At 40.6% G+C, this 13746-nt stretch carries 13 protein-coding genes, 2 tRNA genes and 1 pseudogene; 10 read left to right on the forward strand and 6 right to left on the reverse strand.

The features are described from left to right. The first annotated feature begins 192 nt into the window (after positions 1-192). A complete protein-coding gene (locus C8E01_RS02995) occupies positions 193-1710 on the forward strand; it encodes a type ISP restriction/modification enzyme (protein ID WP_116541886.1) in 1518 nt (505 codons plus the stop codon). Positions 1711-1877: 167 nt separating this feature from the next. Here C8E01_RS02995 and C8E01_RS03000 read toward each other — a convergent pair whose 3' ends face one another. Both C8E01_RS03000 and C8E01_RS03005 read right to left on the reverse strand, forming a co-directional pair. After that, positions 1878-2924, reverse strand: coding sequence for a DUF4917 family protein (locus C8E01_RS03000; protein WP_116541887.1), 1047 nt, complete (start codon positions 2922-2924; stop codon positions 1878-1880). Positions 2925-3479: 555 nt separating this feature from the next. After that, on the reverse strand, positions 3480-3932 hold the full coding sequence (locus C8E01_RS03005; protein WP_116541888.1) for a hypothetical protein: 453 nt from the start codon (positions 3930-3932) through the stop codon (positions 3480-3482). A gap of 311 nt (positions 3933-4243) precedes the next feature. On the opposite strand from C8E01_RS03005, the gene C8E01_RS03010 reads away from it, so the two are divergent. From C8E01_RS03010 to C8E01_RS03030, 5 genes are all read left to right on the forward strand, one after another. Beyond that, positions 4244-4768, forward strand: a complete 525-nt coding sequence (locus C8E01_RS03010; RefSeq protein WP_116541889.1) for a hypothetical protein — start codon at positions 4244-4246, stop codon at positions 4766-4768. 131 nt (positions 4769-4899) lie between these two features. Further along, positions 4900-5112, forward strand: coding sequence for a hypothetical protein (locus C8E01_RS03015; protein ID WP_116541890.1), 213 nt, complete (start codon positions 4900-4902; stop codon positions 5110-5112). Further along, positions 5109-7889 carry a BT4734/BF3469 family protein gene (locus tag C8E01_RS03020; protein ID WP_116541891.1) on the forward strand — a complete coding sequence of 927 codons (2781 nt, stop codon included), beginning with the start codon at positions 5109-5111 and terminating at the stop codon, positions 7887-7889. The genes C8E01_RS03015 and C8E01_RS03020 overlap by 4 nt, the downstream gene beginning before the upstream one ends. Before the next feature lie 324 nt (positions 7890-8213). Continuing rightward, positions 8214-8660: a hypothetical protein gene (locus C8E01_RS03025; RefSeq protein ID WP_116541892.1), complete on the forward strand. Its 447-nt coding sequence runs from the start codon at positions 8214-8216 to the stop codon at positions 8658-8660. A 75-nt stretch (positions 8661-8735) separates the two neighbouring features. Further along, entirely contained in the window at positions 8736-9074 is a 339-nt protein-coding gene (locus C8E01_RS03030; RefSeq protein WP_116541893.1) for a hypothetical protein, read from the forward strand. 85 nt (positions 9075-9159) lie between these two features. Here C8E01_RS03030 and C8E01_RS03035 read toward each other — a convergent pair whose 3' ends face one another. Next, a complete protein-coding gene (locus C8E01_RS03035) occupies positions 9160-9690 on the reverse strand; it encodes a hypothetical protein (RefSeq protein ID WP_116541894.1) in 531 nt (176 codons plus the stop codon). 127 nt (positions 9691-9817) lie between these two features. On the opposite strand from C8E01_RS03035, the pseudogene C8E01_RS22030 reads away from it, so the two are divergent. Together C8E01_RS22030 and C8E01_RS22035 are read left to right on the forward strand one after the other, a co-directional pair. Further along, a pseudogene (locus C8E01_RS22030) lies at positions 9818-10039 on the forward strand (DinB/UmuC family translesion DNA polymerase); the annotation flags it as partial. Positions 10040-10087: 48 nt separating this feature from the next. Beyond that, entirely contained in the window at positions 10088-10243 is a 156-nt protein-coding gene (locus C8E01_RS22035; protein ID WP_262509636.1) for a DUF4113 domain-containing protein, read from the forward strand. Between the two features lie 316 nt (positions 10244-10559). On the opposite strand, the gene C8E01_RS03045 is transcribed toward C8E01_RS22035, so the two are convergent. Together C8E01_RS03045 and C8E01_RS03050 are read right to left on the reverse strand one after the other, a co-directional pair. After that, positions 10560-10632 (reverse strand) — tRNA-Lys (locus C8E01_RS03045). 57 nt (positions 10633-10689) lie between these two features. Beyond that, positions 10690-10762: transfer RNA gene (locus C8E01_RS03050), tRNA-Lys, on the reverse strand. 165 nt (positions 10763-10927) lie between these two features. On the opposite strand from C8E01_RS03050, the gene C8E01_RS03055 reads away from it, so the two are divergent. Continuing rightward, the gene (locus C8E01_RS03055) at positions 10928-11569 is read left to right on the forward strand and encodes an SH3 domain-containing protein (RefSeq protein WP_243409405.1); all 642 of its coding nucleotides are present in this window, start codon (positions 10928-10930) and stop codon (positions 11567-11569) included. Positions 11570-11709: 140 nt separating this feature from the next. Here C8E01_RS03055 and C8E01_RS03060 read toward each other — a convergent pair whose 3' ends face one another. Next, positions 11710-12519: an SDR family oxidoreductase gene (locus tag C8E01_RS03060; RefSeq protein ID WP_116541897.1), complete on the reverse strand. Its 810-nt coding sequence runs from the start codon at positions 12517-12519 to the stop codon at positions 11710-11712. 182 nt (positions 12520-12701) lie between these two features. On the opposite strand from C8E01_RS03060, the gene thiL reads away from it, so the two are divergent. Beyond that, entirely contained in the window at positions 12702-13727 is a 1026-nt protein-coding gene (gene thiL, locus C8E01_RS03065; protein ID WP_116541898.1) for a thiamine-phosphate kinase, read from the forward strand. The last annotated feature ends 19 nt before the right edge of the window (positions 13728-13746 follow it).

The following is a 13746-nucleotide window of genomic DNA, read 5'->3' on the forward strand; positions in this document are numbered from 1 at the left end:
TGAGTACTCCACCAAATCGTCTGAGACAATGATAAAAGTGGCCATGATTCACATCATGCTTAACAAACTAACTAAATAAAATCAAAACAGCCTCTAAATGAACAGAACTATAATTCTCTCTCAGATGATTACATTAAATTCATAAGGTACGGTCAGTATCTTGTTTCTAAAACAGGAGAAGGCTTGATAGCCATGATTACCAACAACTCTTACATTGATGGTATTACTCAAAGAGTTATGAGAAAATCATTGCTTTCGACATTTGACAAAATTTATATCTATGATTTACATGGAAGCGCAAAAAGAAAAGAAACTGCACCAGATGGGAGTAAAGATGAGAATGTGTTTGATATCCAACAAGGTGTATCTATCTGTTTCTTTATAAAAACAAAGAGTAATAGTACTCTCAAAGAACCAGAAGTTCTATTCCATGAGCAATTTGGAAAAAGAAACTTCAAATATGAGCAATTAGTAAACGAAAAGATAAATACCATACCATGGACTGTTCTAAACCCTTCCGAGCCTCACTACTTTTTTGTTCCTAAAACATATGAAGGAAATATTGAAAGTGAATTTGAAAGAGGCTTTAGTCTTAGCGAAATGTTCATCCAGACTGGTAATGGCATCAAATTCAGGAAGGATAATCTCCTGGTTAAGGATTTCTTTTCTACCGATGATGTAAAAACAATGTTGAGTGATATCAATGAGTTAGCATCGGTTGACATTTATAAAAAATATAATTTCAAAGAAACACCTGATTGGAAAGTAGATGAAAAGAAAGCCTTGTTTGAAAATTATGACCCAAATGATATAATAAAAGTAAGTTATCGTCAATTTGACAGCCGTTTTACATACTATCCATTAAGTAAAATAAATCAAATAATAGTAAGAGGTGATTCTCGAAGGGGATTAATGAAAAACTATCTTCATGGTGATAATGTAGGACTGGTAGTCGGAAGGCAAGGACAAGTAGTTGGCAATATGCAATGGAATCTTATCTTCATCAGTAATATGCCAACAGATATGAATATTTTTTATAGAGGTGGGGGCATTAATTTTCCATTATATGTATATCCTGAAAACATTGACCAGACAACAATAGGTCTTTACCCAAAACGCCAACCTAATTTAAGCAATAAAATAGTCCTGCAAATAGCTAATACAATAGGTCTAAAGTTCACACCAGAAAAAGAAGTTACATCAGGTACTTTTGCTCCGATTGACATCCTGGATTACATCTACGCAGTGCTACATAGCCCATCATACAGAGAAAAATATAAAGAGTTTCTAAAGATTGACTTCCCTCGTGTGCCATATCCAACCAACACCGAAGAGTTCTGGTCACTGGTGGAATTGGGTGGCAAACTGCGCCAGACACATCTGTTAGAAAGCGCAGATGTAGAAAACTATATCACAAGCTATCCAGAAAATGGTAATAATGTGGTAGATAAACCTAAGTACGAAAACGGCAACGTGTACATCAACGACACCCAATACTTTGCTGATGTGCCACAGACCGCATGGGAATTCTACATTGGTGGCTATCAACCTGCGCAGAAGTGGTTAAAAGATAGAAAAGGACGAGAACTATCATTCGAAGATATCCTGCACTATCAAAAGATTATTGTAGCCCTGACCGAAACGGGTAGGCTAATGAAGGAAATTGATGAAGTATTATTAGTAAGTACTACTCAAGAAACAACAACATAAAGCTGCATGATTCATTTCGTGATTTTTCAATACAACCCGCTATTTTGTAGCGGGTTGTATTGCTTTTGTTACATATTATAGACCGTTAAGAATTTGTGCCAATCTTTTAAATAAGGCAGTAGCAGTAGTTTTTAATTGAAGTGTAATATATAATGTTATATATTGATTTATTGCCAAATCTTAGCAGTTCTTGCATTGTATAGATTGACTTTACACATAAATTTACTCTTAATTTTTTCTATATATTCTAAGTTTTCATCGGTAAAGACCCCAATATAAACACTATGCAACTTGCCTCCTGCACGCTTTCCCATATGCGCTGCTTTGTTGATTGCATCTATAACATGCGAATCATACTCACCAAAATTAAATCCGAATGTCACTAATGAACCTTCGATTTTGCAAAGCTCATCATAACAAAAAGACAAATATCTATTATGCATTATATGGTTTAGCTTTTCATTAGCACTACCAGCAGTAACAAATATTGGATATTCTTTGCTTTCTATACGCTCGTGAATCTTTTGTAATAAGTAATGCTGAGAATCGTATTCCTCTTTAACAATGTCTATCCCTGTATCAAATATTGGTAAAGCACCATGTAAATAGAAAACATTCTGTTTTTCTTTATGCTTACCCCAACGCAGTTCGGAAAATATAGCATCTTCACCTTTGATAATCCCTTCATGGTTTTCCAATTCTCTGCCGAAGCCATCAATAGCAATCTTAGAGTCATTTCTCATTAATACCCAATATGGAAGCAAATCGTAGTTGGTAGAAAAAACTTTGCCTTCATTTGAAAGAAAGTCGTTTAGATAACTATGGCAACACTGGCTTTTTTCCTCTGGAACAATAAAAACATGCTCTGGGTGAAGCGCTTTAACTGCTTCAATTAAACTGTTTTTTAGGGTTGTGCTGGCTTCTTCTATTTTATTCACTAATTGCACATCATTGCTGAAGGCTTTGGCAATCTCAGCAAAATTATCAAGCTGCTGCATTATCAACTCGAAATTCTTAGTGTTAATAATGGAAAACAGTTTTATTAAAAGTTCATTTTGTGAATCGTCAATAAATGTACTTAATGCATTATAAGAAAATATTTTTGGGTCATACGCCATGCTAAAGCCATTGCCAAAAAGTAAATGTTTTATGCGCTTCTTTTTGCGGAGAGATGTAACAACTTCGTTATAGGATGGTAATGTCTCAATTTTCATATTCGATTTTATAGCTAAATATATCAGCCGCACTATTTGAAAGTGCTAAGTCATGGGAATACCAACAATTATCCTAATACAGCAGTTTTTCGCTTAATGACAATTACTTATTGGCTTATTTCTTTGTATACTACCAGGCTGTTTCTATAATATAAATTTTATACAATATAAGGAAAAACTCCATAACTACAGCTCATAGTGCTGTTTAGTCCCTAAAGATTAAATTAATGGGATATTAAGAACGGACTAATATTTATTACACAGTTAATCAATAAGCTATTTAGTACATTTGCAGCATGTGTTCTGAAAAAAAGATTTTCTTAACCTTTTATAAGCTTTTTAAGAAAGCATAGAGCATAATCGCCTACGAAAGCTATTAATGCTTTTCTCAAAACTACAAACTACTCTGTCTTACGATTTTGTGCCATTCACCAGCGGATTAGAATGATTAACAGTGTACTCAGTGATGAATAGTATCAGTAAAAAAATGAAAAGGAACAGTGAGTGAATAGACTGCTCATTGTTCCTTTTTGTTTGTTGTTGCTGTTACTATAGTTATGCTGCTATTCCCTGATTCGAATGTACTGATACGACTTCACACGTTATATCCTCAATTGTCAATGTATTATCTACTGGCTCCATTTGTTCATTGTCAAGAAGGCTGTTCAGCTTCTCTTTCCTGATTTCGTAGATATCTTTATTATAGTACAGGGTGGCGTATACCGCCCCAAAGCAGTGGTCATAATAGACATGCAGTTCCTTCTTGTCATTCAGATTGAATATACCGTCACCAGGCTTTTCATAGACAGCAAATACAAACCTTGTGTTGTTACCACACCTTCTGTATCTCTTGATAAGCGATAGCTGGTTATCGTATATCGGCTTCGGGTCATGACAACGGTAGTTCCACTCGCTTTTTTCATCTATCGCAGTTACTGTATAGTATATGGCGAAGCTGTGCCTATATCCACTTCGCTCTTTCTTTATTTTCCTTAGATTTTTTAACATGATTTTTTCCTTTAACTGCTACTTTATACACACAGAAAAGGATAAGTTTAAGTTTTGGGATAAGTTTTTTCGGCTACACCTGGTCAATCCCTTTCTCCTTTGAAAGTGGTCAAAAATGGTGCAGATTATCTTATATAAAAAATTATTGCACCACTTTTGACCACTCTTCCATTTATCAATATACCTGTCTACAAGCATACTTACCTTTCTTCAGGCAGATTTACTACTCGTTGAGTCTGATAGAGACCTGAAAATATTTTAAACTTTTGATTTTGTCATATCTATAATGCTCGAATTTAAACCACAATAGAATGAGCATAGAAGCACAAATATTAAAAGACAAAGTAACGCAGCTTAGGAAAGCAGAAGCTGCGCTGAAGAAGATAGTTTTGATAAACAGCGTGAATGACTTCATCAGCCTGATGTATCGCTACAAGAAGTATCTAATACAGTTTAACAGAATTGGCAACGCAGTAGGCAGGATGCTGCTAAGGAATGATTATAGTCACCTGTCACTGGATAAATTGAACATCAAACTCTACCTGGACAGTAGTGCTTACTCTGTGGTGTTTGAGAACCACAGCGCACTTACTGACTATCTGAGCAACAGTGACAGTTTCTCGGTCAATGAACTGATAGAGATGTACTGCCACCCCCAATATGAGTCTTTGAAAGCCGATTTCAAAACGCCTGTTGCGATAGCGGATAAAGTGAGACACCAGTTACCCAACAGCTTGTTCTGCTCCCACAGTACCTGCAACATTGATGGTATCATAGAGAAATTGATGAGTATCAGGTCTGGTAAGGTGGATAGACTGGTTGCAGAATTCTCCTGACCGCACATCTTAGCACAACATCATATAAAGCCCATCGCTGGAATAAACGACATAAAAACTTCTGGACGAAGCCTGCTCTTTGTGATATATAAAAGTGTAGCATAGCTACACTAAAAAACTAACCTAATGAAATGAACAACACGAAAAGAGCCGAGAAGACAATGAAGGTACTACCAGTAAATTACTGCTACCTGAGCAGTTTAAAAAACGCTCTCAGGGAGAACACAGGCATCAACATAAGCTTCAACGATGTCATTGCCATGATACAACACAGCTTTTCTGTGGAGCAGATGGTTGAGCAGCTAACCACGAAAGCTGTCGAAAAAACAATAACTAATAAATGATACCCAATGGTGCAACAGACTACAAAAACAAAACATATGAGGAAAGACAGATAAGCATTTACAAGAATTTTAACGATGGTTTAAGTTACCTTAACCCGAACCCTTATTACCGAAGAACACATTCCTTCACCATTAAAGAAGTTTATGATGTGGTCAGAAACGGTGGCAGTGTACATGGAGTAGAGGACATTAAGGATAAGGTGGCTTATATCCAGACCCACACAAAGTTAGAGCATGAATTCATCAAGAAATCACTCCCAAGCTTTACAGTATCGGCTAATTTTAAAGACAGAAGGTCAATAGCGGCTGAAAAGAAATACACCCAAATCATAGGGTTCGATTTCGACAAGCTGACCGCTGAGGAAACAGCCAGAGCGTTGGATGAACTGAAAGAGTGGGAAGCGTCCATGCTGGTGTTCAGGTCTCCGAGCGGAAAAGGCATTAAGCTTTTTGTCTGTGTCGACAGCCAGGAAGAGCAGCATGTGCTGATTTACAGATGCTTCGAACTATACTTTAAGGAGAGGTTCGACCTTATAGCTGACATGCAATGCATTGACTGTACAAGGCTATGTTTCTTTAGCCATGACCCTGATGCTTACTATAATGGTGAGGCAAGATTTGTATCCACCAAACAACTTACGGATAAGTATCGACACGTTATCAGTGTAAATACCACAAGCTACGAGGGGTTGGACACGATAGACTACAGTATTGTGAACACCAGTAGTATCAAAACCATTTTCTATGGCTTTGTTGACCAGTTACTACTAAACAATGTTAGCTGGACGGATGGCAAAAGGAACCGCTTTCTGATGGAGATATGTAAACTGAAGAAATGGGGTGTAACCTTCCAGGAGTGTCTTGCAGAACTGATGGTATTTGTAGACGAAAGGTTTACAAACGAATACAACGCTCACACCATACCCGAAAAACTCGCCTATAACTGGCAACACTACTTTAAAGGTTTCCAGTTAGCGAACTCTGATAAAGCCAACCACTATCAAATAAACGATTATCTCACCGAACAGAAAGAGTTCATCAAAGAAGAGTTATTGGCTAAGCGCATCATCTTCGTTGACGCACCAACGGGTGCTGGCAAGACAACGCTGATAAAGCAACTGGCAAATGAACTCAATCTAAAAACCGATATTCTGATGCCAACCACTGCTATGGTGGAACAGCAGTTTGATATCATAGGCATCACGGGTAGCAAGGCGTTGAGCGCAGAACAGGTGAAAGCGAACGTGTTGGCATGCTGTTACAATAGCATATCTAAGATTCAGGACAGAAGTTCAAAGATGCTGGTGATAGACGAGGCGCACTCGCTGGTCTCGGATTACGGCTATAAACACAAGACCATACAGGAGATACAACGCCAACTGAACAGGTACGAGTACATCATTTATCTATCGGGCAGCATGCTGACACTGGATGGTTACTACAGTAGTGATAACCATTTAAGCTTTGAGAAAAAGAACCGCTTCGACTACGAGTATCAGATAGTGGAACTGGAAGATGGTGTTACCGATAAGGACTACTTTATCAGCGGTATCGAGCAAGGCAAGCTGAATGTGTTCTACCAGAATGATAAAACCGTGCTGGACAGCCTCTTTACCTATCTGACTGGTGAGGGCTATGCGGTGGCTTACATCAGCAGGGATAAGAAGGATAGGGATGAATACAAGGGTATAGTAGAAAACAGCAGTTTAAGAGGCTATGACGTACTTTTAACAACTTGTGTGATACAGGCAGGCGTTAATATTACGGACTGCGATAGAGAGGTTGTAATCACATTTGGAAGACGAACCGACCTGATTGATTACATCCAGTTCACGGCAAGGTTCAGGACGAACAGTCCATTTGTCAGAATCATACATTCGAACAAGATGGGTGCGTTAAGAATCAGTGATATCTCTGAACTTCTCGACCGCATCGAAATCGAAAAGCAGATGCTGGCAAAGGCAAGGGAGAAGAACAGCACCAGAATCATAGATTTTGACTTCCTGGAAGCGGATTGCATAGTGAAGGGGTATGACCTGGTGTTCGAAGACTGCGATGGCAACTACATCACCGACAGCTTCAGGTTGCTGTATGAGAACTACCAGACACTGTGCCACAACACCAGAAGCAACGTAAGGGTGCTGAAACACTACCTGAGCCAATTCCACTTCACCGAGATAAATAAGGGTGCTGTGGCTGTTGACGAAGCCAAGTCAAAGAAGTTGAAAAAGGTAAGCAGGAACAACACCAAGGAGTTAAAAGAAAGAAGAGACAGGGTTGTAAACAGCATTCTTTCTGGAAACCACGTTTTTTATAATGCAACTGATAACGTGACGAGGGAAGTGGAGAGCAGATATTACTTCTTATCAAAACATTTTACTGATAATGACATTAGCCAGAGAGTTGAACTGTTGAAATCAAAAGCACCTTTTGAGCGATACCAGCAAAGGGTCACCTACTTCCTGGCTAAAGCGGATATAAAAGCTGGAAAACAGGTGTCAGACAAAGTTCTGGTGGAATACAGAAGATTGGAACATCTGGAAAAGCAGATAAAAGTGAACCACACCTATACTGGTGTGCAGTTAAAACAGATGATTAGGGTAGTAGGGTTTGACACCAGTGGCAGAAACTACATCAACAACAGTTTGGGTATTTTGTACACCTTCGAAAGAAGTCGAAACGGTTCGAACTACACGATTACGGGTAGGATTCAAAAATCTGAACTGATTACCAGAACACACTCGGTGGTGCCTGTTGTGGAAGAATGCCTGTTTTAGCAAGTGCGTGGTCAAAAGTGGTGCAGATTATCTTATATAATAGAATATTTGCACCATTTATAACCACTTTTTTAAAACAAATTCACTTTCTGGTGTATAATAAGTGTAGTCTAATACACCATTCCATAGAAAAGGGGCAGCGGTTATCTTAATTTACTGCCCCTTTTTGTGTATTGTTCAGACGGGAGATGTATATAGTGAGAGTATATCTGAAACAACAAGTCAGAATTTTGGGGGAATTTATATTTAACCGATATAGTATTTTACATTCAGTAAATACCTTTACATTGTTTTTAGCAGAGTAAATGCATTAGTAAAAAAAGCATGAAATTAGAAATTATAGACACAATCATAGATGCGTTAAGAAAGGAGATAGAGAACAACACCATCCAAATGGCTATTACTTCACCTAACGCTGTAATGTATATAAACAACCATGAAGAAGGTTATACTGAGGGTGATGTTGCCTTCTTCCATAGTCCAGATATCTTCTTAGACGATGTATTGCACATGGGAGAAATCAATGAAAGGGCTGAGCATCTGTCTGAGTTTATTGAGAATTTGGAAATAGCTTCTGACCATACAAAAATAGAAGTACTCAGCGAAATAGACTCCAACACGAATAAAAAAGTGAGGGTATACAGATTCGTATATTCACCACGGTATTTAGATGACGAATTAGAACCTTATTCTATTGACGATGATTTCAGAATCTACCTATTTAAAACTTCAATTGCTTTTGATAGGCTGACAGCTACCATTGGCATATGACAATCCGCTGTATAGTGAAGTATGTTTACCAAAAAAATGTACCAGAAGTATTGAGTTCACTTTGATTTAAACTGAATGGGTAACATCATCAAAGCAGTGTGCCAATGTGGAGTAGAGTCTGATGAAATCTATCAGGCAATAGGTTTCCGTTTCTATGAAACAGGTACCAGAACAGAGCCAGCATACTGCGATTCGTGTGGTATAGTGGTTGGCAGAGACATGAGCAAAAGCTTCTCTAAGTGTCCACAATGCCGTAGGAAGGTGAAGTTCTATAAAGAGGGTGTAGAAGAAAATGATGTTGAGAAAATTCCAGGTTTAGCCACGGACGATTATCTGGACGAAAAAGAACAATGGCACTGCCCACGGTGCAAACGGGAAACCCTGAGGTTTGAAAGCTTGGGTCTGTGGGATTAGGTTAGAAATTCTTATATGTTGATTCTATACTAATTACTTTGAACATAGGACATAAAGCTACCTATGTGCGCCTATCAATTTTTCCCTAAAAATACTCGTCTCTATACTCTTCAAGAAAAATACGGATATTTCTAATAGTGTACTCCAATGATTGGGAATAGGTAGTGAGGTTATGAATTAGAAACCTCTTATCGCTTGCGTTTTTACCATCATTAATATAGGCTGTTATCGCATCTTTGAAATGTGTTGTCTTATGTTGTTCAATAACTAAATATATCTGTGACATTTTTAGATAAAGAGAATTAGTAAAGGTCTTATAGTAATCCCTAATTTGATGTGACTTAAAAACTGTTAAGCTAAATAAGTCCCACTGTTTTAGTTCGAATTCATTGTCATCTCCACTTTCTAATTTGCCTTTAAGGTATTGACAATGTTCAAGCTTAGATTCAGCTACACTTCGCTGCTGTACTAAGTCCAGATAAATCATCTTTCTTATTTCTCTCAATCTTATCCTCTCTTTAAATTCATCATAAAAATGTTTAAGTAATAAAGCAGCAGTTGCACCAATAAATGCAGTTAATACCTTCTCTTGTGTGATGATAAACCCTAAAATCATATGCTATTATATTTATTCAAAGCTAATATTAAGATGTTACAGTTGATATCATTTTGTGTTTTTAGTATGCCAAATCATATACTAAGTTCCATCAAAGTGTGAAGATAAGTTTTAACGCCAGCAGAAGAGCTGTGCTAACTTGATAACTGTGTTTGTGACCACGAATCGCTATTCTGAAAACGATAGACAGTACTACAACAGTAAAACCATCTGCATGCCTGTTGCCTCCAACTCTGACATCGAACTAATCCACTATGCAAGCATCGCTTTGAAAGAAATCTATCGTGATGGGTACTGGTATAAGAAGTCAGGTGTGATTGTGTCTGAGATTGTACCTGATAACCAAGTGCAGCTTGACCTGTTGGATACGGTGGACAGGGATAAGCATGCACGGCTTATGGGTGTGATAGATGGCTTAACGGATAGATTCGGCAGAAGCAAGGTCAGGATAGCTACCCAAGGAGTTGATAACACTTGGATGCTCAAAAGTGACTTTAAGTCACCATGCTACACGACTCGAATTGACGAAATTCAAAAAGTCTATGTGAGATAAAAACTAAACCTTAGTGCTGTTAGTGAATGTTAGTGAACATTAGCTAAAAATTGGGTTTAGTGAATGTTAGTGAATCGCAAAATATGGCACTCTACTCTCTAAAATCCTTCTATTCAGTGGGATTCACATCATCATGGCTGAATGTGATGGGTTTTTATAATTATGCCACTAACAGCAAAAAAATGATTCACTAAATGAGAGCAAATCTTCACTAACAAAACACGAATTCGTTAGTGAAAAACTATTAAGCAAAAACAAAAAAGGCTGTCTACGTTGCGTAAACAGCCTTTTTTCATTTCACTCGTTTTGAGTGGTGTGATCCCGCTGGGATTCGAACCCAGGACCCATACATTAAAAGTGTATTGCTCTACCAGCTGAGCTACAGAATCGGCACTATGTGTTACTAGGTAAAAAAACGCTTTGCCGAAACAAAGCGCTTGTATTTGTGATCCCGCTGGGATTCGAACCCAGGACCCATACATTAAAAGTGTATTGCTCTACCAGCTGAGCTACAGAATCTTTTACTAACTTGCATTCTCAGGGACGTTTCCCTTAATTGCGTTGCAAAAGTAATAGCTATCTGTTTAAATGCAAAATCTTTGGTTCAAATTCTCTGGTTTTTTGCTCCTTTTTTTGGCGCTAAACACCGAACCAGTTTATAGTCAGACAGATAATAAAGCCCTTTTGCAAGCCGATTCCCTTTTCAACAGCCTGCAGTATACCGAGGCCTTCACGCTCTACGATTCGCTGCTGCAGCACCAGCAGGTATACACGCCACAGATGCTCCTCAAGATGGCCTATATTAAGGAGAGCGCGCGCGACTATACCGGGGCCATGTATTACCTGCACCTCTTTTATAAAAAGCAGCCCAGCCGTTCAGTGCTAAAAAAGATGGAGGAGCTCGGGCAGACGCACCGCCTCAGCGGCTACGAGTACAACGACCTGCAGTTCTTCAAAACCCAGTTCAGCAAACACTACATGCGCATTTTGGAACTGATGCTGTTGGTAGCTGTAGTGACCGTGACGGTCATGTTTGTGAGCTGGCGCAAAGGGCATCGGTTCAGCCAGACATTTAAAGCAGGTTTTGTGCTATACCTGCTCTTCATTCTGTACTACATCAACTTCCTCAACCTGGGTGATGCTGGCATTATCCGTAACGATCAGGTGGCGATTATGTCAGCACCTTCGGCTGGCGCTACCTGGCTGGCCACCGTCTCGCAAGGACATAAGGTTCCTATCACAGGCGAACAGGATATCTGGTATGAGATCCGGTGGAAGGGCGAGAAAGCCTACGTGCGAAAACACAACCTACTGGAGCTTCCGTAGCTTTGTTTAAATGATATAAGGACTATTTGACAAACAATGTCCGTAATCGATATCAACAAAAAGAGAAGCCCAAAAGCTTCTCTTTTACATTTCTAAACTTATTGGAAGACCTCTTTTAAAGAATCCTCTGTCAGAACAAGCTATTTCTTCAATGGTGAGTCCTTCTCTTTCGCCATCACATTGTAAACCAGCTTGTCGGCCAGACTCGGAAAGAGTTTGTTGACCCATACCGCCATTTTACCCTGCGTCGTCATTACCAAATCTCGCTTGCGCTTGATGGTGGCTTGCAGGATGCGGTCGGCTACTTCCTCGGCACTCATCATCTTTTGCTCGTCGCGTGGGGTTTCGCCTTGCTGTTGCCCGTCAGCGGCCAGGGCGGTGTTGCGGATGTTGGAAGCTGTGAAGCCCGGGCAGGCGATCAGCACATGTACGCCTGAATGCAGCAATTCAGTACGCAGCGTTTCCAGGAAGCCGTGCATCGCAAACTTAGACGCTGAATAGCCGGTGCGAGCAGGAAGCCCGCGGTAACCTGCGATAGAGGAAATACCAATAATAGAACCTTTTGCTGCTTGGATGTAGGGCAGTGCGAACTTGGTGCTGTACACCGTACCCCAGAAGTTAATGTCCATCACCTTGCGCAGCACGTCGAGGTCCAGATCTTCGAAAAGCGCACGCATCGATATACCCGCATTGTTGATGAGAACATCCAACTTTCCAAACTTAGCGACCGTCTCAGCGACCATACGCTCGCAGTCTGCCTCCACGCTCACATCGGCGTTGATGGCCAGATTATCTATACCTGCCGCGGTTAGTTCCTGAGCAGTTTGGTCGAGGTTCTGTTGGTTACGGCCGGAGTAGGCCACCTTCGCTCCTGCCTTGCCAAACGCAAACACCAGCGCCTTGCCTATACCTGATGTGCCGCCCGTAACGAGCACTACCTTATTTTTCATCTTTTTCAAATCAGCTTATACCTTGCCCACATCGCAGACAAGTTAACAGATCCCGCACTGTGCAGGCATCAGATGCAAAACTACTACTTCTGCGCTAAATTTTGTTTAGGAATTCCGCCATGGGCAGATTACTCCTATACCTTATAAAATGCGTACCTTTGCAGGTATAAAGCAGAAACAAAATGAGTAACTATACCCCACTAAGCGAATTAGGTGAGTTTGGCCTGATCAAGCGCCTGAATGAAAAGATTGAACTCACGCAGCCTTCCACCATCAAAGGAATCGGTGACGATGCAGCCATTCTGGAGCCGGGTGAAAAACAGATTGTGGTAACGAGCGATATGCTACTGGAGGGTGTGCACTTCGACCTGACCTTCTGTCCGCTGAAGCACCTGGGCTACAAAGCGGTGGCGGTGAACGTGTCGGATATTGCAGCAATGTTTGCCAAACCAACTCAGATTACGGTGAACATTGCACTGGGTGCTAAGTATACCGTGGAGGCCGTGGAGGAACTGTACGAAGGGATGCGCCTGGCCTGCGAAAACTACAACGTGGACCTGGTGGGCGGCGACACCACCTCTTCCCGCACCGGGCTGGTGATCAGCATTACAGCGATCGGCGAAGTGGCCAAAGGCGAAGCGGTACTGCGCAATGGTGCCAAAGAAAACGACCTGATCTGCGTGACCGGCGACCTGGGCGCCGCCTATCTCGGACTTCAGATTCTGGAGCGCGAGAAGCAGGCTTTTATGGCAGACCCGGAAATGCAACCCCAACTAGAGGAAAAGCAGTACATCGTAGGCCGTCAGCTACGCCCTGAGGCCCGTATGGACGTGATCCACGACATGAAGGAGCGCGACATCAAACCAACTTCCATGATCGATGTATCGGACGGACTGGCCTCCGAGCTTTTCCATATCTGTGCGCAGTCCGGTGTAGGAGCTACCATCTATAAAGACAATCTGCCTGTAGATGAACAAACGCTGGAAGCTGCCATGGAATTCAAGCTCGACCCGATCACTTGCATTCTCAACGGCGGTGAAGACTACGAGCTCCTGTTCACGGTGCCATTATCTGACTACGACAAGGTAAAAAACCACCCAGACATCAGCATCATCGGCAAGATCACCGACAAGAGCGAGGGCATTAACCTGGCAAACAAGCACGGACAGTCCTTCCCATTGCAGGCACAGGGCTGGCAGCACTTTTAAGCGCATTGCTCTTAGATTG

The sequence above is a fragment of the Pontibacter virosus genome (assembly GCF_003096355.1).
GTDB lineage: Bacteria > Bacteroidota > Bacteroidia > Cytophagales > Hymenobacteraceae > Pontibacter > Pontibacter virosus.

Coding starts and splice junctions, on each gene's coding strand:
- C8E01_RS02995 (WP_116541886.1), top strand. CDS start 193: ATGATTACCAACAACTCTTACATTGATGGTATTACTCAAAGAGTTATG.
- C8E01_RS03000 (WP_116541887.1), bottom strand. CDS start 2,924: ATGAAAATTGAGACATTACCATCCTATAACGAAGTTGTTACATCTCTC.
- C8E01_RS03005 (WP_116541888.1), bottom strand. CDS start 3,932: ATGTTAAAAAATCTAAGGAAAATAAAGAAAGAGCGAAGTGGATATAGG.
- C8E01_RS03010 (WP_116541889.1), top strand. CDS start 4,244: ATGAGCATAGAAGCACAAATATTAAAAGACAAAGTAACGCAGCTTAGG.
- C8E01_RS03015 (WP_116541890.1), top strand. CDS start 4,900: ATGAACAACACGAAAAGAGCCGAGAAGACAATGAAGGTACTACCAGTA.
- C8E01_RS03020 (WP_116541891.1), top strand. CDS start 5,109: ATGATACCCAATGGTGCAACAGACTACAAAAACAAAACATATGAGGAA.
- C8E01_RS03025 (WP_116541892.1), top strand. CDS start 8,214: ATGAAATTAGAAATTATAGACACAATCATAGATGCGTTAAGAAAGGAG.
- C8E01_RS03030 (WP_116541893.1), top strand. CDS start 8,736: ATGGGTAACATCATCAAAGCAGTGTGCCAATGTGGAGTAGAGTCTGAT.
- C8E01_RS03035 (WP_116541894.1), bottom strand. CDS start 9,690: ATGATTTTAGGGTTTATCATCACACAAGAGAAGGTATTAACTGCATTT.
- C8E01_RS22035 (WP_262509636.1), top strand. CDS start 10,088: ATGGGTGTGATAGATGGCTTAACGGATAGATTCGGCAGAAGCAAGGTC.
- C8E01_RS03060 (WP_116541897.1), bottom strand. CDS start 12,519: ATGAAAAATAAGGTAGTGCTCGTTACGGGCGGCACATCAGGTATAGGC.
- thiL (WP_116541898.1), top strand. CDS start 12,702: ATGAGTAACTATACCCCACTAAGCGAATTAGGTGAGTTTGGCCTGATC.